The sequence below is a fragment of the Gottfriedia acidiceleris genome (genome assembly GCF_002128425.1).
Classification (GTDB): domain Bacteria; phylum Bacillota; class Bacilli; order Bacillales; family Bacillaceae_G; genus Gottfriedia; species Gottfriedia acidiceleris.
In genome coordinates, this window is record NZ_NESS01000004.1 from 89808 (window position 1) to 109117 (window position 19310).

Below are 19310 nucleotides of genomic sequence, written 5' to 3' on the forward strand. Positions count from 1 at the left end.
TTTAAGGTTCGGTTTGAATGCTCGGAAGTCCATTCGCGATTACTTTCACACTGATTCGCACCAACCATCAGCTCTCTTTTAGTTTCCGTAATCGTTACTACTCTTCGTCAACGCAAAGTAATTATGGATGTTTATTTAAATTAATTGTCCTTATATTATTATGCAAAAAATAAAAAGTCAACAAGTTTATTTCTACAAAATTCGATTTTTCTACTTTTTAGAAAACTGATATCCTACGTTTTTGTTAATCTAAAAAAAGCTATAAAATAATTTTCATATGGAGTCTTCGTTGCATACACAACCTAATTTTGGAAAGACTAAGCCCAATTAGACCTTCCATCAAAGAGGTATCAATATGCGAACCAATACAACAACAATTAAGTCAAATAAAGAAGAAATTTTATCAAATGATCTTAAAAATAATATTGAAATGATTCAAGATTATTTAAGTCATACAGAAGATTTGGTTGTTAAGATTATCCATAAAAATGTCCAGATTTTTGCTATTTTATTTCTTGAATCGATGGTAAAAATTGAGGCACTTCAATCTTTTATTATCGAACCTATTTTAAGAGAAACAAAAGATGAAACAGGTAATATCGTCAAATCATATGCGATTAAAAACTCAAAAAAAATCTCAGAATTAGGTGATAGTTTATTAGACGGGTTTTGTCTAATTTTAGAAGAAAATTGTTCTAATGGAATTCTGGCAGCAGCTTCAGATGATAAGGAACGTGCAATTTCTGAACCTGCTAATGAACAAAATATTAATGGTGCTCATGATGGTTTTGTAGAAAGTATAAATACAAATATACAATTACTAAGAAAACGAATACATACACCTGATCTAAAGGTTAAGTATTTTACGATTGGTAAGATTACGAATACTAAAGTTGCTATGGTTTATATCGATTCAATCGTAAACCGAAAACTTGTGGATGTCATAGAAGAAAGAATTTCAGGTCTTGAATTAGACAGTCTTCGTTCTTCAGGACAACTAGAAGAATTGATCGAGGATAGTACGTTTTCACCATTTCCACAAGTATTAAATACAGAAAGACCAGACCGGGCTGCATCTTATCTTTTAGACGGTAAAATAAATTTACTTGTAGATGGGAATCCAACAGTTTCTATTGTCCCAATTACCTTTTTTGCTTTTTATCAAGCTCCCGATGATTATAATCATCGATGGTTGATTGGTTCATTTTTTAGAATTATTAGGGTATTTAGCTTTATTATTGCAATTAGCTTACCTGCCATCTACATTGCGATCGTATCCTTTCACTCTGAAGTACTACCACTAGGTCTTCTTTATTCAATTAGAGTTTCGTTAGAGTTTGTACCATTTCTCCCTCTCGTCGAGGCTTTTGCAATGCAAATTATATTAGAGCTACTAAAGGAAGCCGCTATTAGACTACCTTCTCCTATCGCTCAAACAATTGGTATAGTTGGTGGGCTAGTTATTGGTACGGCTGTTGTTGAAGCGCATTTAGTATCAAACACGATGATCGTTGTAATTGGTTTTACAGCAATTGCTTCGTTTGTAGCACCAGTTAGTGAAATGGGTACTAGTATGAGACTATTAGGCTTTCCGACGATGATCATGGCTTCGATACTAGGTTTCTTTGGGATCACACTAACTTTAATGTTAATTTTTATGCATATGTGTAAATTAAAATCTTTTGGCATGCCTTACTTTTCTCCGATGGCACCATTTCGGAAGGAAGATATAAAGGATACTTTCTTTAGACTCCCTTCATGGAAACAAAATACAAGACCAACTGATGCACGTCCCCAAAAGATTGCACAACAAAGAATATCTAGGGTGTGGAAGAAAAATGATAACAAATAGTAATTCGATTTCTAAATTGCAGCTCTATTTTTTTATTATGCAAAGTCAAATCGGTATTGGACTACTCGCATTACCAAACGCTGTTCAAAGTACAGCCAAAGGTGATGGGTGGATTTCCACCTTAATTGCAGGTGTAGCAGTCCAAATTACACTAATCATTTATTGGCTTTTACTAAGAAAATATCCATATACTACATATACTGATATTACAAAAAAAATTTTAGGTAAATATGTAGGAAAGTTCTGTAACTTATTTATCTATATCTATTTTATTATGATTGGAAGTCTGGCTTGTGCTCTTTTTATAAGAAGTATAACTCTTTGGTTACTACCGCTTACACCTATGTGGATACTATCGCTAATTATTATTTTATCTAGCATTTATTTAACAATTAGTGACCTAAGAATCATTTCAAGATTTTTTGTTTTAGCATCGGTTTTAATCATCTTACTATTTTTGTTATCGTTCTTTACCTTTTATTTACCGAAGGAATTTCGCTTTATACTACCGGTTGGGCATTCAGGTGTGAAAAATATCCTTTTAGGAAGTCACAAATCATTACTCTCAATGCTCGGATTTGAAAGTCTTCTATTAATTTTTCCTTTTGTACTTGATTCCGAAAAAGGAATTTTAAAAACTGTGAGTCTTGCCAATTTCTCTGTGACATTATTCTATTCCTATTTCACCTTTCTTTGTCTAATAATTTTTAGTCCAACACAACTTTTGCAAATTAGGGAGCCCGTTTTATATTTATTTAAAGCACTTTCGTTTGAAATGATCGATCGTTTAGATTTGATCTTTTTATCGGTCTGGATTGTTCCAATGACAACTTCGCTAATCACTTACTTATTTTTATCGGCTAAAAGTATCAGCAATGAAAAATCATTTAAAAAAAATGTATTTATTAGTGGAATCTTAATTTTTTTCATAACAATCATACCATTTGATGAGGATCAACTAGTTATCTTTGATAAATATGTAACTTATTTAAGCTATGTGGTTGTATTTGGACTTCCCTTCATTTTGTTTTGTCTATCTTTCATTATTTCAAAAACTGAAAGGAGTGAACAATTATAAGAAAATCATTTTTGATAACCTTATGTTTGTTTACCTTTTTTTTAACAAGCTGTTGGGACCAAAATCTACTTGTAAATAAAAAAATGGTTAATGGCATTAGCTTCGATTTAGATCAAGATGATAATGTATTAGCTACAGTTAGAGCATTAAATATTGAAAATAAAGGTGGAGGACAGTTTGAAGTTAATGACGAACTTGTTAAAGTAAAGCGGCCTACTGTATCTGGAATGGAAGTTGACATTAATAATAAACTACCTGGCTTAATTGATGTAAGTAAAGCACATATTATTTTAATCGGAAGAGAACTTGCTAGAAAAGGAATTTACCCTTATTTAGAGCTTTTTTATCGACCTAGACAAGCCTATGTTTCTACTAGAGTTGTCATTGCAGAAAATAAGGCTTCAGACATTATTACACTCAACCCTGGAACTAGCCCAATCGCATTTGTCATATTAAAAGGCCTAGAGGCTGCTGAGGATACAACAAAGATTCCGAAAGAAACTGCTTTTACAGCATGGACACAAGTTACAGATACGGGTCGAGATATCGTTTTACCTTTTGTAACAAAAGACGAAAATGATAAAATTACAATCGGTGGAGTGGACCTATTTAATGGGGATAAGTTTTCAGGAATTAGCTTACCTAATGAAAAAGGAAGCCTTTTATTATTACTAATGGATCGACTAGCTAAATATAGTGAAATGGTTATAGAGTTAGGAGAACGACGATCAATTTCTTATAGAGTAAAACAAATAAAAAGGGATATCGATGTAAAAGTAGATAAAAAGACGAAAAAAATAACTTGTAAGCTAAAGCTAACTCTTGATTTAACAATTATTAGTTATACAGGTAAGGTAGGCGAAAAGATAAATAAGGACAAATTAAATAAGGAAATTTCAAAAATTCTTACTAAACAGTCTGATGAAATCAATAAATCATTATTGGAAGCTAATTGTGACGCATTAGGAATTGGAGGAATTTTAGCTAGCTCTTATCCAGATTTATGGAAAAAAATAAATTGGGACAAAGAATATAAGAATGTTAAATTCAAAACTTCAGTAAAAGCAAAAATTGATCGAACTGGACCTGTTTTTTAAAGGACAATATTTATAAAATCTCATTCTCTTGAGCAACATAATGGAAAGATAGAATCAATCTGTTTTTTAGGAGGAATCGTACTTGAGACTAGGTAAAAAAAATGATACATTTTTTGAAATGCTCTTAAATATTGCAAATAATGTAAATGAAAGTTCGATTTATTTTGATGACTTTAAAATAAAAAATGCTACTGATTTAAAAACATTCTCTACAGAAATGAAGGCTTATGAAACAAAAGGTGATACATATATCCATCAAATTATCGTTGAATTAAATAAAACATTTATTACACCAATTGAACGTGAAGATATACTAGAACTTGCTAATAAAATGGACGATGTTCTAGACGGAATGGAGCAATGTTCAGCAACGTTTGAAATGTACTCTATCGTACAAATAGATGAATTCATGGTGAAATTTGTTAAAAATATTCGTAGTGCTGCAAATGAAATATTAAAAGCAATTCAGTTACTTTCAAGGAAGAAATTATTAGAAATGCGCGTTCATGCAATTCAAGTAAAAGATTATGAGTCACAATGTGATGCTTTATTACGCACTTCCATTAAAGAGTTATTTAAAAATGAAAAAGATCCGATCAAAATAATTCAGTTTAAAGAGATTTATGAAATGTTAGAATCAGTTTCTGATAGTGCACAAGATGTAGCAAATACACTTGAACAGATTATTATGGGTAACGCGTAATTAAATAGTAACTAAAAAATACAGCCTAATTAGACTGTATTTTTTTATCTCTCATCTAATAGTATTTTTGCAAGTTTTCGAACGATCGATCGTGGAATGAATCGAACAGACTGTGCTAACATTTTATTCTTAATACCCGTAATAACAACAGTTTTTTTCTTATTAGCGGCCTCATAAGTCAACTTCGCAACTTTTTTTGGGGTCATCATTTTGCCTTTAAATAGCTTTGAATTATTTCCACCGGATGAATTTATAATTCCCGTTCTAGTAGGTCCCGGACAAACAGCTGTAACACTAACGCCTGTATGTCTTAATTCCTCTGAAAGAGCTTCACTAAATGATAGTACATAAGCCTTTGAGGCTGCATAGACAGACATTTTTGGACCTGGTTGAAAAGCTGAAGTTGATGCAATATTAATAATTTGGCCCGATTTTTTTTGAATCATATTTGGTAGAAAGTATTTTACTAACTCTGTTAAAGTAACGATGTTTAGCTGAATCATCTTTAACTCTTTATTTAAATCAGTCTGACAAAATTCTCCGTATAAGGCAACTCCAGCATTATTTACTAGAATATCAATCTCCATTTGTGATTTTAAAACTTGATCAAAAATAGACTGAGCAGAATTTTCTTTAGAAAGGTCTTCTGAAATAACCATTACTTTTATATTGAATTGCTTCATTAATGAAATCGCCATTTTTTCTAATTTAATTTTATTTCTTGCAACTAAAACTAGGTTGAAATGATCTTTTGCAAATAAATAAGTTAACTCATAGCCGATCCCTTCCGTTGGTCCGGTAATTAATACTGTTTTACTCTTTTGTTTTTTGAAATTCATTTTGATTATCCTTTATCTTTTTATCGTTTGAACACTTTTCTTTTACTATATGTTCAACTAAATAAAAAAAGGATTCTTACTCTAATTGTCGTAATATTTTTTAACTAACTCAATAAATAGTTCCATCGATTTCGTTTGAAGTTCAAATTTATCTGTTATAATTGAAAATTCTCGTTGAATAGGTGTCCCCTCTACTTTAAGGTAATCTATCGTATTTAACTGCTTTTCTTTTTTTATTGTTAGCTCAGATAGATAGGTAATACCCATACCAGCTTCTACAGATTCTTTAATTAATTGTGTACTACCAAATTCAATTATATTTTTAGGACGAATCTTTAATAATTCAAATAATCGTTCAGTTGCTTCCCTTGTTCCAGATCCTTCTTCCCTAACAATCCACGTTTCATTTTCAATTTGATTCAATGTCACAGCTTCAATTGCATATATTTCACTTTTAGTTCCAGCAATAATGTACATCTCATCATTTGCAAAAGGCTGTATATTTAAATTTGTATGAGTCACTTCTCCCTCAACTATACCAATATCAATTTGATAACTTAGCGCTGCTTGTACAATTTCTCGAGTATTTCCAATTTGCACAGATGGGATGACATTCGGAAAAAGTCTTTTCATTTCCGCTAAAATTTGAGGTAATACATATTCCCCAAATGTATAACTTGCACCTATTTTAAGATGACCACTAGCCTCATTCATCAGATCATTTACAAGTGTCGACATACGCTTGTATAAACTAGTTATTTCCTTTGCATGCAAATAAACAATTTCCCCAGCTTTCGTTAACTGAACATACTTATTCGTTCTAATCAAAAGCTTCGCACCGATATGCTTCTCTAGTAATTGAATTTGCTGACTAACGGATGGTTGAGTCATATGTAGCTCTTTTGCCGCTCTTGAAAAGTTTCTTTTTTCAGCGACCTCCATAAAAACTAAAAGAATTTGATCCATATCCCATCTCCTAGTATCAGAATTACTTATTATCAATATTATAATCATTTATTTTTCTTATAATAAGAAATTTGACAAAACAGGTAAAAAAAAACTGATTCAAAATGAATCAGTCTTTTTAGATGATTTAACTTTTCGTATTACATTAATTGCCGAGTATGCTATAACCATAAAGACTAGATAGATTGATGCATAAAACCAGTACTCTTTATTAGTTAGTTTATTACTTAGAAGACTTAAAATGAAGAATGTTGTCAATGAACCTAATAATAGTCCAATTAATGTTTTTAACTTCATTACAATACACTCCCGAAGTAATTTTAGTATTTTATAGAAACCCTTTTACAGTTTATATAGTTCATTATTGGTAAGAATATTCCATTCTAACCTTTTAAAAGTGCAAAATTTTAGGCTCTTTCAATACACTACTATCTATAAAAAAAGACTGATTTATAAAAAATCAGCCTAATTTATACTTTTAGTATATTGAACTCCGACATCTAGTAATTCGCTTATAAACTCTTTCATGTTTCCTACTAGTACACCACCATGTCCAGTACACATCACAATACTATCAAACTGATTTATTTTTTTTAGTCCCTCAAGAAAACAATCTAAATGTTCTTTTGAGACTCCACCATCTCTCAAATATTTTACCCACTCATTTCTAAGGTCATTTCCTTTAGAGACTAGTCCATCTTTTGATATAGGATCACCGAAGAAACATAAGAAATCACCTGTAAAAACAGTTTTTGATGGGCGATGATAAAAAACGACAGAACCTGGAGTATGGTATCCTACTAAAGCATAATCAAACTCCTTTCTCACTTCAAAAGCTTCCAGGTCATTACTGAACTGATTTATATCGAGTGAATTAACTAAATCATTATCATTTGAATGAATAAACTTCTTAGCATTTTTAAATATAGCTGAACCCTCAATATGATCCGCATGCCCATGTGTAGCTAAAAAGAGTTTCACATCTTCAGGGGTTTTACCTAGTTCAATTAAGGCATTTTCAAGATACTTTGAATGGATTTTTTTTCCTGAATCAATGAGAGTAACTCCTTTATCCTGAATAATAAAATAGCAATTATTATATGACTTCCATTCGGTATCCCATATAACTAATGCATATATGTTATCTACTACACGCTCAAAAGAAACTTCCACGACTTTACCTCCGACTATATCGATTCCATGATTTAATAAAAATCGGTCTTAAAAACCTACATTATAGTGTTCTATCTATACGACTAATAACCTTTTAACAATTTGTTATATAGTCTTAATGAATAAATATTTTGAAAGATTTATCATAACTAATAGGCCTTATCCACTATACCCAAAATACAAAAGACATAATTTTAACTTTTCAGAAAAAAGTAGATTAGAAAATTAATATGCTATAATCTTTCTAATTTTATAAATATAGTCCTGGAAGGAGCGTTTAACGTGGAAAAAGAACTAAATTTAAAGAAAAATATTGGCTTTTTCGTATCAACGTCTTTAGTAATCGGTACAGTAATCGGTTCTGGAATCTTTATGAAGCCTGGGATCGTACTGTCCTCAACTGCTAACTCTACTATGGCTCTTTTAGCGTGGATTATCGGTGGGGTTATTACACTAGCAAGTGGATTAACGATCGCTGAAGTAAGTGTAAAAATCCCAAGAACTGGTGGTTTATATGCTTACATAGAAGAGGTTTATGGTGAGAAGTGGGGATTTTTATGCGGTTGGGTACAAACCCTCGTTTATGGACCAGCTGTTATGGGCGCACTTAGTCTTTATTTCGGCTCATTAATGGCAGATTTTTTCGGTTTTCATGGAAGTAGCAAAGTTATTGGTATTATCACGATTATATTACTTGGTGGTCTAAATATACTAGGTACTCAACTTGGTGGATTTATTCAAACAATCTCAACTGCAGGAAAACTAGTTCCTATTATTTTAATTGCTGTTTTTGGTATTCTTCAAGGGGACGCATCAGTTTTTAATGCAGAGAGTGGTAGTTCTACTCAAGCAATTAGTATGGGAGCAGCAGTATTAGCGACTTTATGGGCTTATGATGGTTGGATGAACGTAGGTTTTATGGCAGGAGAAATGAAGAATCCTTCAAAGACTCTTCCTAGAGCTATTATTTTTGGTATTGTTATTGTTATTTTAGCTTATCTTTCTGTTAATATCGCAATGTTACATGTTTTATCTGCAAGTAAAATTGTTGAATTAGGTCCTAATGCAGCTACTGCAGCAGCTTCTTCACTATTTGGTAGTATTGGTGGGAAAATTCTTGCGATTGGAATTTTAGTATCCATCTTTGGCTGTTTAAATGGCAAAATTCTAACATTCCCTAGGGTTACATTTGCTATGGCAGAACGAAACTTCCTACCTGGTTCAAAAGTATTATCTAGTATTCATCCTAAATTTAATACTCCTGTAGCCTCAACAGTATTACAAATTGTTTTGGCATTAGCAATGATGATATTCTGGAACCCAGATCGACTTTCTGATATGGCTATATTTGCAGTCTTCTTATTTTATGGACTAGCATTTAATGCAATCTTCATATTACGTAAACAAGATAAAGGTGGAAATAAATTATATAAAGTGCCTTTATATCCTTTCACTCCGATAGTGGCAATTTTAGGTACACTTTACATCGTTTGTAGTACGATCATAAATGCACCAATCGATGCACTTGTATCAATTGGTATTGCAATTGTTGGTTTACCTGTTTATTGGAAACTAAAGTCTACTATTAAAAGTGATGAAGAATATAAAGCAAGTTGATATGATAAAAAGCAGGTAAAAGATTTTAATCTCTTTTACCTGCTTTTTTTGCCTTTCCTGCCATAAACTATTTATGTGCAAAAAATACTAATTGAACTAAAAATAATACTGCGAATAAATAAACAAACGGATGTACTTCTTTAAATTTACGTTTAACGATTTTCATGATCGGATATGAAATAAAGCCTAATGCGATACCGTTTGCAATGCTTGATGTTAATGGCATGCTAACGATGACTAAAAATGCTGGGAATGCTTCTTCAAAATCGTCCCATTTAATCTCCGAAATACTTTTAATCATAAAACAACCAACAATAATTAAGCTAGGTGCTGTAATTGCGGCAACTTCTGATACAGAACCAATCATTGGGCTAAAAAATGCTGCGATTACAAATAGAACTACAACGGTTAATGATGTTAAACCGGTTTTTCCACCAGCACCAACACCAGCAGAGGATTCTACAGTTGCTGCAGTCGGACTTGTTCCTAACATTGCACCAACAATTGTTCCAATTGAATCAGCAGAGAATGCACTTCCTCCCTTTTCTAACTTACCATTTTTTATAAGACCTGCTTGTTTAACGATTGCTAGTAAAGCTCCTGTTGTATCGAATAACATGACAAGTAAGAATGAGAAAATGACACTATAAAGTCCATATTCTATAATGTCTTTCACTGAATCAATTGGGTTGTATACTAAAATTCCTTTTGGTAAATGAGGCATAGCAACAAAACCATTTGCAAAATTTAACTGACCTGTAAAATATCCAATTAGACCTGTCGTAATCATCCCTAGAAATAACGCACCATTTAAGTTAAGTGCCATAAATACAATTGTTATTAGTAAACCGATCAATGTAAGTGCAACTTTAGGGGAACTAAAATCACCAATTTGAACTAGATTAGTAGGGTGATCTGCGACAATACCCGATAAACGCAAACCAATAAATGTAATAAACAATCCAATTCCAGCAGCAATTGCATGCTTTAAGTTAGCAGGAATTGCTTGAATCAATTTTGTTCGGAAAGATGTTAAGGAAAGTAGTAAAAATAAAATTCCCGTAATAAAAACAGCCGAAAAACCTACTGAGTATGGGAGATTATGTCCCCCAATTACAGAATAAGTAAAATAGGCATTTAATCCCATTGCAGGCGCAATAACGATTGGATAATTAGCTATTAATGACATCGTTAAAGTACCAATAATTGTTGCTAGAATAGTAGCTAAAAATGCCTGATTAAACGGTACACCTGCATCCTTTAAAATCATTGGATTGACAATAATGATGTACGCCAAAGTTAAAAATGTAGTTAAACCAGCTAATACTTCAATTTTAACTGAAGTATTTCGTTCTTTAAGTTGAAACATATGATGACTCCTTTATTATATTAAAATAAAAAAACTGCCCGCTTTTCATGAGAAAAAGCAGGCAGTTTTACATTGTAAAGAAAACAAAAATCCAGAGCTCTTCCTCATAGTCTAGCAGTTTACGGGCGCTAGGTAGAAACTCTTGAACCTTATTTTCAAGTTTATATGAGAAAATATTAATATATTTTTTCTATCATACGACCTGCCTTAAAGTCTGTCAATAAAAAACATTTTTGTTATATAATTTAGAAAATAATATAATAAATGTGGATAAAATAGTAGGTATTCTCAATAAAAAGCTATATATGTTATTCTGAAAGTATAATTTAGAATTTAAGGGGTTGTTTAACATTCGTTTAAATAAATTTATTAGTGAATCCGGAAAGGCTTCGAGACGTGGAGCGGATAAGTTAATTAGTGAAGGACGCGTAAAATTAAATGGTAGAGTAGCAAAAGTCGGCGATCAAGTTGAACCTGGTGATGAAGTAATTGTAAATGGTGAACATATTAGACTAGCTCGAAATCATGTTTATATAGCCCTTAACAAGCCAGTTGGTATAACAAGTACTACTGAAAAAGGTGTTAAAGGGAATATTGTTGATCTCGTAAACCATCCATTACGTATCTTTAATATTGGAAGATTGGATAAGGATTCTGAAGGTTTGATTCTCCTTACAAATGATGGCGATATTGTAAATGAAATTTTACGAGCTGAAAATAGGCATGAAAAAGAATATATTGTATCAGTAGATAAACCAATAACGCCTGACTTTTTAACAAAAATGTCTGAAGGGGTAAAAATATTAGGTACGAAAACATTACCATGTGAAGTTAAACAGCTTTCAAAATTTGATTTCCAAATCATTTTAACACAAGGTTTAAATCGTCAAATTCGCCGTATGTGTGAAGCGCTTGGATATGAAGTCTATCGATTACAAAGAACCCGAATTATGAATATTCATCTAGGCAATCTGCCAATAGGTCAATGGAGAGACTTATCTAAGAAAGAAAAAACTCAGTTATTTAGAGAATTAAATTACGAACCAAATGAATGGTGAACTTTAAAAAAGACTGATTCAAATAAATTGAAATTATTCTTTTTTTACTCAGTAAAGAGTATGCATATATTTGTATGACTTATTTCCCCACAAAAAAAAAAGAATCTACTATTAAGTAATATTTAATAGTAGTTTCTTTGGGATTTAAGATTATAAGCCTAATTGACTCTTAATTGTTTCTAACGTTTGGTTTTTATAGATTGTTTTTGGTGTTGGCGCATTTTGCACAGATGGATTTTGTTGTAAATAATTTTTCTCTACTAATGCAAAATCTTTTCTGTCTACAGTTCCATCAAAGTTAATATCAGCGCTTCGTTTGTTTGTGCCCCAATATGTTTGAATGTAAAGTGCATCTTGAATATCGATTACATCGTCCTGATTAACATCTCCACCAATTAAGTTAATGTTTGTTGATTGCGATTTTCCGTATAATTCACCTTTATATTCAAAACCGAATTTCTCTGTTTTCTTCGTAATAAAATGTCCTGGTACATTCACTTCAAATGTGTATGCCTCTTTGCTTAGAGGTAGGGGTTCAATCTCAAATCGCCCACCACTTCTAATTAAATTAGTAGCATCTAGATTATAGGCCCCATCTGTTACTTTCATTATTGCGCCTACTTTTGTCCAGTCACGGTATCCAGTATATGATTGACCTTCAACTAGGTACCCCTCTGGTGAAATATAACCTTGCACATAATTAAATCTTGGTTTTAACTGGAATCGATTACCTGCGTTTAATAGCTTCACTGATTGACCATTAGCATCAACTATATTAGCAGATGGGTTAATATAACCTATTGGATAGAAAATTTGATCCTGTACTTTTACTTTTACATTTACGATTTCTGCACGGTCAAATACCATTCCTTCTTTAAAGGCTACTTTAATCTTATTACCAGTTACTTGAATGGATGCATTATCCTTGAATTTATCCGTTAAAGCAGCATCAACAAGATTAACATAAGGAATCCCCACAGTTTGAGCATCATCAAAATTCCAAGTAGCTTCTTTTACACCTTGTAAGTTATCTAATACTAAAGATGCAGAAAGAATGTCACCTGATCTAGCTAGTTCTACATTATGTTTAGCGTATGCAACTGGTGTACCTTCTTTAACAAAATAGTATTCCTTCCAGTTTGCTTGATTTCCTGCAGCATCGTAACCAATTAAGTTAAATGGTAATACTGGAACTGTATCAACCATTTCTACTTCATCAATCCACTTGCCGTTTTTGTCCATTTTAATTGGTCCATTTGGAAAAGGAGCACCATACGTATAGACTGCAAAATTCGATGTTTCGTCTAAATCAATACCAGCCTTCTGCATTTCTGTTAAAGCGTCATCCTTAATTTCCATTTCAAATGGAACTGTCTTTTGTCCAGGTTTATACTCAATAAACGGTGAATCCCCATCTAATGAACTTTTTACTTTAGGTGTATCGATATCAATAAATACATTGTCAAAGTATATTTTTTGTTTTCCATTAGGTAAAGTAGTAACGTATTTTAATTTGTAGTGTCCAGGTTTAGCAATCGTTGTTTCTTCAGAAATAGGATTTTTTTTATCTCCAGTAAACTTGTTATATTCCCCACCAAACGCTTGAAGGAAGTAGTCTTTGTCCGTTGGTCTTCCCTCTAAATTAAGAGTACCGACTAAGCCTAAATCTTCATTTGTTTTTCCATCTTGTAAAATTACATCTAGTGTATTAATTGGTGAACCTAAGTTGAATTTTAACAAGGCCGTGGTGTTACGATAGCCGTCATACGCATGATTATAATAAGATGGTGTAATAGCAGGCGTTAGTAAATCAAGCATATCAAAGCCTTCATCTGATTTTTTGAAACTAAATGGTATGCGGTATTGTTCTGTTTTATCTTCGCTATTTGTAATTAAAACATAGCCTTCATAAAAACCTTTTTTCGCTGTAGATGGAACGGTTAAGCTTGCTTTTACTGTTTTAACTGTGTTCTTGTTCACTTTAAATGAATTACTTATATCTAGAACCACTCCGTTCTCTTGTAATCCATTCTTTCCATTTGCATTATCTACTACTTTTACATCATATGTTTTCTTTTTATTGCTATTATTTGTAAACTCAATGTCTTTCTTCACTTTTACTTGTGAATCAGCTTTAACCACTTGTTTACCGAAACTTAACCCACCTGTTTCATTCTCTGCTTTTAATAATTGGTTGCCGACTGGGATTAATGTTTCATCTTGTACTTTAATTTCTGTTTGAGTGTGAAGAGCTTGATAAGGATCTACACGACCTGCTCCTACTTCAAAAACGCTATAGTCTCCATTAAGTTGATCAGCAGTGTTCATTAGAATTGACTTAATATCTGTCGGCTCAAGGTTTGGATTCTGTCCGATTAATAATGCCGCCACACCAGCTGCAAATGGTGATGCCATAGACGTTCCATCCATTCTTTGGTATGCATATCTATAGTCTTCTGGTGTTTCATGATTTGCAATATAAGAAGGAACTGTAGATAGAACACTTACACCAGGTGCAGTAATCTCTGGCTTCATTTGGAAGTTACCATTAACTGGGCCTCTTGAACTGAAGTCAGCTAATTTATCTCCCTCAGTTAAGATTTCCTTTAGATTAGAAAATGTAAATGTTGTATTTCCATTTGCAATTTTTTCTTTTAATTCTTCTCCTGCTTTCATTGTCATTGAGAATGCAGGAATATATTCCATTGATTCACCTAAGTTATATCCAACATGACCATCGACATTGTTGTACATAATGACAGCTTTTGCTCCACTTTGCTTTGCAAACTTCACTTTATCTACTAGAGCAAAATTTCCACGGTGAACGAAAGCAATTTTTCCTGCAACATTTTTATTCTTGTAATCATCTAATGTCCCTAAACCAACATCTACTAGTTCAAGAGATTTTCCTTCTAAACTATTAAAACTATCAGCGAAGCTTCTAGCCATACTAACGAGATCCGTTGACCATCCACCTGCCACTTTTCCATTAAATGTTGTAATTGAAGTTGGGACATCACTAGCTCCAACTGTTAGAGCAAATGCTGCTGTACCTGGTGAGCCTAAAGTGTAAGCATTAGGTCCACTGTTTCCTGCTGAAACTACAGCTGTTACTCCATTTAATACTGCATAATTTATTGCCGTGCTCGTTGGATAATATGGATCATTAATAGCTGCGCCTAATGAAAGGTTAATAACATCCATTCCATCTTGAACTGCTTTATCAATCCCCGCAATTACATTTTCAGTAGATCCACTTCCGTATGGACCTAACACGCGGTACATATATAAATCAGCGTCAGGTGCAACACCTTCTACCGACACTCCACTTTCACCTTTATTTTGACCCACAATTGTCCCTGATACATGTGTACCATGCTCAGTATAATAAGTACCATTACCATTACTTTCAGGTTGGTTTGATGCCTGCCAGTCTTTGTAAGTAGCTTCCATTGGATCATTATCATTATTTACAAAATCGTATCCGCCTTTAAAAGCGTCTTTTAAATCAGGGTGGTTATAGTCAATACCAGTATCTAGAACCCCTACTTTAACACCTTTACCTGTTATTCCTCCTTTATGTAGCTTGTCCACGTTTAAATAAGGAATACTATCTACTGATGTAGTTGTTTTTCTTGCAACATCTGTTGGAACATCTTCTTTAATTGGATCAATATTAAAAGTTACATCTTTATAAATCGTTTTAACAGCATCTGATTTTAAAAGTTCTTTTACTTGATTTGCAGGAAGTGTAATCGCTGCACCATTAAATGCTGTTTTATATGTTTTTGTAATAAAAGGAGCGTTTTTCTTTTCCTTAGCCTTAACGAACTTTCCTACATCTTCTTTAAAAACCTTGTGCTCTTTGTCAACTTGTGCTTGTGCTGATTTTTTTGTTAATGACTTTCCATCAACCGCTGCTTCTATTACTGCAACATTACTTGGATCCGAGTTGAACTGAACAATTACAGAAATATCTTTATCAGAATTCAGTTCACCTTCCCCGAAGCCTTGAAGTCCTTCTTGATTGTTTAGTTCTAATTTTTTTAATGCTTCTCTTTGCTCTGGTGTAATTGAAGTTAAAATATCTTCTGCTTTAGAAGTTGCCGCTTTTGCTGTTAAGTATGATCTTGCACTGAAAGGTGAAATAAGCAGACTCGTTGAAAGGGCAAGTACTGCCGAGTGCTTTGCTAATGTTGTTACCTTCATAAACTTCATCCCCCATTTTTCTCTGTATAGTTAAAAAATTCTTACTATTTCAATAGTAATAGCATTTAGGGAAAAAGCATATTGTGTTATTTTTAATCGAAATTCCGGTCATTTTGTAGGATATTTTTACTAAAAAGTATTGAAAAATGAAAGGAAATTTCATTAAATATTAAAAAAGCATGAAATTTTGCTGGAAAATTTGTGTTATTTTTAATTTAAATTGAAAGTATTTGACTTTAAAAATTTCTAGTTATAATAAATTAATAGGTATTTCAAAGTCTTTGTACTTTCTAGTTTCTTAGATTTGCGTTGCAATAGACATTCGCAAATTGTAGGAATGTAATCTTGCACTGACGCAAAAAACTTCATAGTTAATCATCTGGAATTAGAAAAGGAGAAAACATATGCTTGAAGGCGAGATCATTAAATTTTATCGTAAAAAAGCGGGATTGACCCAAGAGGAGTTAGGAAAAGACATTTGTACCGCTACCCATGTAAGTAGAATTGAAAGAGGGGAAACTCGATATTCTGAAGAAATCATTCAACTGTTCTCTCAACGTCTTCAGATTGACATTAAAAATGAGATAGACGCTGTTCAAAATATTGAAAAGAAACTCCAAAAATGGCACAATGCAATTATTTTAGAGCGAATGAAGGATATTATAAAAATAAAAGAAGAATTAGAAAGCATTCACTACATTAGTGCATCCAATTACGCAATCTATTTTCAACTTTTATTAGCCCGATATTTTATTTTATGTAAAAACATAGAAAAAGCAGATCTCATTATTAAACGAATTGAAAAAGATTCTCCTCCTATGTCATCTTATGAAAAGAACTTATTTCATCATGTCAGAGGAATATATTATTTAGCACAATATATCCGTCTAGAAAATGTAAATAAACAAAATGCATTGCAAGAATTAAAAAAGGTCAACATAGAAGAATATGGAAATAAAGAATACTACTATCATTTAGGATTAGCCTATCACTGGATACGCTATAAAGTAATGGCTTATTTCTATGGCGAAAAAGCATTCAGATATTTTAATAAAACAAATAATTACGCAAGAGCAATTTTGGCAGAATCTTTAATGCTAGTACAATTAAAAGACAGTGCACAACTAGATTTTGAAGAAATTGTAAACAGGTATGAGAGTTTGATTGAGCATAGCGAAGCCTTAGGTCTTTTAGATAAAAGAGGAATGATCCTACATAATTTAGGTCTAATGTATTTTTGGAAGCAAGACTTCAAAAATGCACATATCTTTTATAAAAAATCAGTTGAAGAAGCTGATAAACAATCATTACCTTATTTAAATCGTTTGTATAACTATCTAGATAATGCTGAAGAAGGAAAGCTCTTATCAACAAATGAATTGCTGGAAGAAGCAAATGAAGGACTTGCTCTCTCACAAAAGGCGACGAATGATTTATATAACATTCTCTTTACCCTTTTAATTTTACGTTTTAACGAAAAATATGATGAATATTATAATTACATGGAACAAACAGCATTTCCATTCTTTAAAAAACATCATCATGTCACACATTCAATTAAGTATGCAAAGTTGCTTTACAACTACTATGTTAAAAATAAACAATATGAAAAAGCAGTACATACTGGAGATATGTTTATTAATGGTAATTAAGGGAAATCTATATAGCTAAATCATAGAAGGGGACTGATTCTTTTTGAATCTGTCCTCTTCAGTGATTTCGAAAGAGTCTAGTAAAATTAATGTACAAGTAAGTCCTTCTCTAACTGATTGTATTCATCAAGAATTAAACTGATTAGCTCTTTGTAATCTGATAATTCTGAATATTTAACAAGCAACTCTACCACAGAGTAATCCTGGAGGAATCTTTGTAGTTCAACTGCTTCATGATCATCATTATTTTTATAGTATAGAGCAGCTGCAATTGCTTTAACTAAATAGCTAGGTGTTACCCCAAAGTTTATTAACTCTCTTGCTGGCTTAATAAAACGGTCATTTGCACCTAATTTACGTATTGGAGAACGAGCAACACGAGATAATTCATCTGAAATATATTCATTATCGAATCTTCCTATTATTTTTTTTATATAGGTGCTATGTTGATCTAAGTCAAAGTTATATTTTTTAACTAATAACTTACCTGTTTCATCTAAAATAGAACTAACAGTATTTCTAATATTCTCATCAGAAATTGCTTCTTTAATCGTTTTATATCCGTAGAAATTTCCTAAATATGCAGTCGCTGCGTGACCAGTGTTTACAGTAAATAGTTTTCTTTCAATATAAGGAAGTAAATCCGCTACATAAGTTACACCATCAATTGCTGGAACTTCACCTATCATTTTTGATTGGTCAATAACCCACTCATAAAAAGGTTCTACTGCAACTAATAATTTATCTTCATGACTTTGAATTGGTACGATTCGATCTACTGCAGCATCGGGAAAACTGACCGACTGTTCAGTTTTTTTCTTCTGAGATAATGTCATATTTAAATAAACTTCGTCTCTTAAAAAAGTACTTCCACCTATCATATTTTCACATGCAATTATATTTAACGCTTTATCTGAATTCTCAACTCTTTCAATTAATCCTTCTGCAATTAGCTTTGCTATTTTAGGAAGAATTGAGGGACCTACTGCTGTTGTTACAATATCAGCCTGTGAAATTACTTTTGCAACTTCTACTGGATCCTTCAGGCTGTTAATACCTCTTACATTTGTTATCTTTATTTCTTCCTGAGTACGATCTGCAAGCATGACAGTATAGGCTTTCTTCTCATTCATTTCATTAATAATCTCTTCGTTAACATCAACAAAGCAAATCTCATACCCTGCCTTGTGTAATAATTGTCCTATAAATCCTCTTCCTATATTTCCAGCGCCAAAGTGTACAGCTAACATCTTACTCCTCCTCGCTAAACATTAAAATTAGTTCCTCTTTTGATGTTGCTGCAACCAATTTATGTACATTTTCTTCCTCTGAACAAAGAATCGCAATTTGAGATAAAAGATCAAGATGTTCATTATCTTTGCCTGCAATACCGAATACTACTTTTACAATATTTCCGTTCCCAAAGTCTACTCCGTTAGGAATTTGAAGAATTGAAATTCCAGATGAAATTACCTCTTGTTTTGACTCCTCAGTTCCGTGTGGAATTGCAATAAAGTTCCCCATATAAGTTGTTAAAGACTCTTCTCTTTCAATCATTTTTTCAATATAACTTTCTTTTACATAACCGTTTTTTACTAAAAGATTTCCTGCTAAACGAATAGCGTCATCTTTTGTTTTCACATCTAGATTTAATAAAACATTATCTGTTGGTAATACTGTTTGAATCATTATTAATC

15 protein-coding genes, 1 riboswitch and 1 other annotated feature (1 of these 17 only partly in view) are annotated in these 19310 nt (G+C 32.3%); of the genes, 7 read left to right on the top strand and 8 right to left on the bottom strand.

From position 1 onward, the window contains the following. Positions 1–120, bottom strand: a binding site (T-box leader) (it extends 133 nt beyond the left edge of the window). 235 nt (positions 121–355) lie between these two features. The 4 genes from B6K90_RS09070 to B6K90_RS09085 all read left to right on the top strand — a co-directional run bounded on the left by B6K90_RS09070 (position 356) and on the right by B6K90_RS09085 (position 4730). After that, a complete protein-coding gene (locus B6K90_RS09070) occupies positions 356–1852 on the top strand; it encodes a spore germination protein (RefSeq protein WP_088012424.1) in 1497 nt (498 codons plus the stop codon). Next, complete coding sequence (locus B6K90_RS09075; protein ID WP_167555320.1) at positions 1839–2930, top strand: GerAB/ArcD/ProY family transporter; 1092 nt, start codon at positions 1839–1841, stop codon at positions 2928–2930. The genes B6K90_RS09070 and B6K90_RS09075 overlap by 14 nt, the downstream gene beginning before the upstream one ends. Before the next feature lie 11 nt (positions 2931–2941). Further along, positions 2942–4027 (top strand): Ger(x)C family spore germination protein, encoded by a 1086-nt coding sequence (locus B6K90_RS09080; RefSeq protein ID WP_268875884.1) that lies wholly within the window; start codon positions 2942–2944, stop codon positions 4025–4027. A gap of 82 nt (positions 4028–4109) precedes the next feature. After that, positions 4110–4730 (top strand): DUF47 domain-containing protein, encoded by a 621-nt coding sequence (locus B6K90_RS09085; protein WP_088012427.1) that lies wholly within the window; start codon positions 4110–4112, stop codon positions 4728–4730. A gap of 44 nt (positions 4731–4774) precedes the next feature. On the opposite strand, the gene B6K90_RS09090 is transcribed toward B6K90_RS09085, so the two are convergent. The 4 genes from B6K90_RS09090 to B6K90_RS09105 all read right to left on the bottom strand — a co-directional run bounded on the left by B6K90_RS09090 (position 4775) and on the right by B6K90_RS09105 (position 7708). Next, positions 4775–5569 (bottom strand): SDR family NAD(P)-dependent oxidoreductase, encoded by a 795-nt coding sequence (locus B6K90_RS09090; protein WP_088012428.1) that lies wholly within the window; start codon positions 5567–5569, stop codon positions 4775–4777. Between the two features lie 81 nt (positions 5570–5650). Beyond that, positions 5651–6535, bottom strand: a complete 885-nt coding sequence (locus B6K90_RS09095; protein ID WP_088012429.1) for a LysR family transcriptional regulator — start codon at positions 6533–6535, stop codon at positions 5651–5653. Positions 6536–6634: 99 nt separating this feature from the next. Further along, the gene (locus B6K90_RS09100; protein WP_088012430.1) at positions 6635–6832 is read right to left on the bottom strand and encodes a hypothetical protein; all 198 of its coding nucleotides are present in this window, start codon (positions 6830–6832) and stop codon (positions 6635–6637) included. A 168-nt stretch (positions 6833–7000) separates the two neighbouring features. After that, the gene (locus B6K90_RS09105; protein WP_167555322.1) at positions 7001–7708 is read right to left on the bottom strand and encodes an MBL fold metallo-hydrolase; all 708 of its coding nucleotides are present in this window, start codon (positions 7706–7708) and stop codon (positions 7001–7003) included. A 282-nt stretch (positions 7709–7990) separates the two neighbouring features. Here B6K90_RS09105 and B6K90_RS09110 point away from each other — a divergent pair, with 282 nt between their 5' ends. Next, complete coding sequence (locus B6K90_RS09110) at positions 7991–9325, top strand: APC family permease (protein WP_088012432.1); 1335 nt, start codon at positions 7991–7993, stop codon at positions 9323–9325. A 67-nt stretch (positions 9326–9392) separates the two neighbouring features. On the opposite strand, the gene B6K90_RS09115 is transcribed toward B6K90_RS09110, so the two are convergent. Beyond that, on the bottom strand, positions 9393–10694 hold the full coding sequence (locus B6K90_RS09115; protein ID WP_088012433.1) for an NCS2 family permease: 1302 nt from the start codon (positions 10692–10694) through the stop codon (positions 9393–9395). A gap of 87 nt (positions 10695–10781) precedes the next feature. Continuing rightward, a riboswitch (purine riboswitch) is annotated at positions 10782–10883 on the bottom strand. Positions 10884–11035: 152 nt separating this feature from the next. Here B6K90_RS09115 and rluF point away from each other — a divergent pair. Continuing rightward, positions 11036–11752, top strand: coding sequence for a 23S rRNA pseudouridine(2604) synthase RluF (gene rluF / locus B6K90_RS09120; protein ID WP_170927383.1), 717 nt, complete (start codon positions 11036–11038; stop codon positions 11750–11752). A gap of 150 nt (positions 11753–11902) precedes the next feature. On the opposite strand, the gene B6K90_RS09125 is transcribed toward rluF, so the two are convergent. Then, positions 11903–15961 carry a S8 family serine peptidase gene (locus B6K90_RS09125; RefSeq protein WP_088012434.1) on the bottom strand — a complete coding sequence of 1353 codons (4059 nt, stop codon included), beginning with the start codon at positions 15959–15961 and terminating at the stop codon, positions 11903–11905. 404 nt (positions 15962–16365) lie between these two features. Between B6K90_RS09125 and B6K90_RS09130 the strand changes: the two genes are divergently transcribed. Continuing rightward, positions 16366–17613, top strand: coding sequence for a helix-turn-helix domain-containing protein (locus tag B6K90_RS09130; protein ID WP_088012435.1), 1248 nt, complete (start codon positions 16366–16368; stop codon positions 17611–17613). A gap of 86 nt (positions 17614–17699) precedes the next feature. Here B6K90_RS09130 and B6K90_RS09135 read toward each other — a convergent pair whose 3' ends face one another. Both B6K90_RS09135 and B6K90_RS09140 read right to left on the bottom strand, forming a co-directional pair. Beyond that, positions 17700–18863, bottom strand: coding sequence for a mannitol-1-phosphate 5-dehydrogenase (locus B6K90_RS09135; protein WP_088012436.1), 1164 nt, complete (start codon positions 18861–18863; stop codon positions 17700–17702). A 1-nt stretch (position 18864) separates the two neighbouring features. Continuing rightward, positions 18865–19302 (bottom strand): PTS sugar transporter subunit IIA, encoded by a 438-nt coding sequence (locus tag B6K90_RS09140; RefSeq protein WP_088012437.1) that lies wholly within the window; start codon positions 19300–19302, stop codon positions 18865–18867. Between the last annotated feature and the right edge of the window lie 8 nt (positions 19303–19310).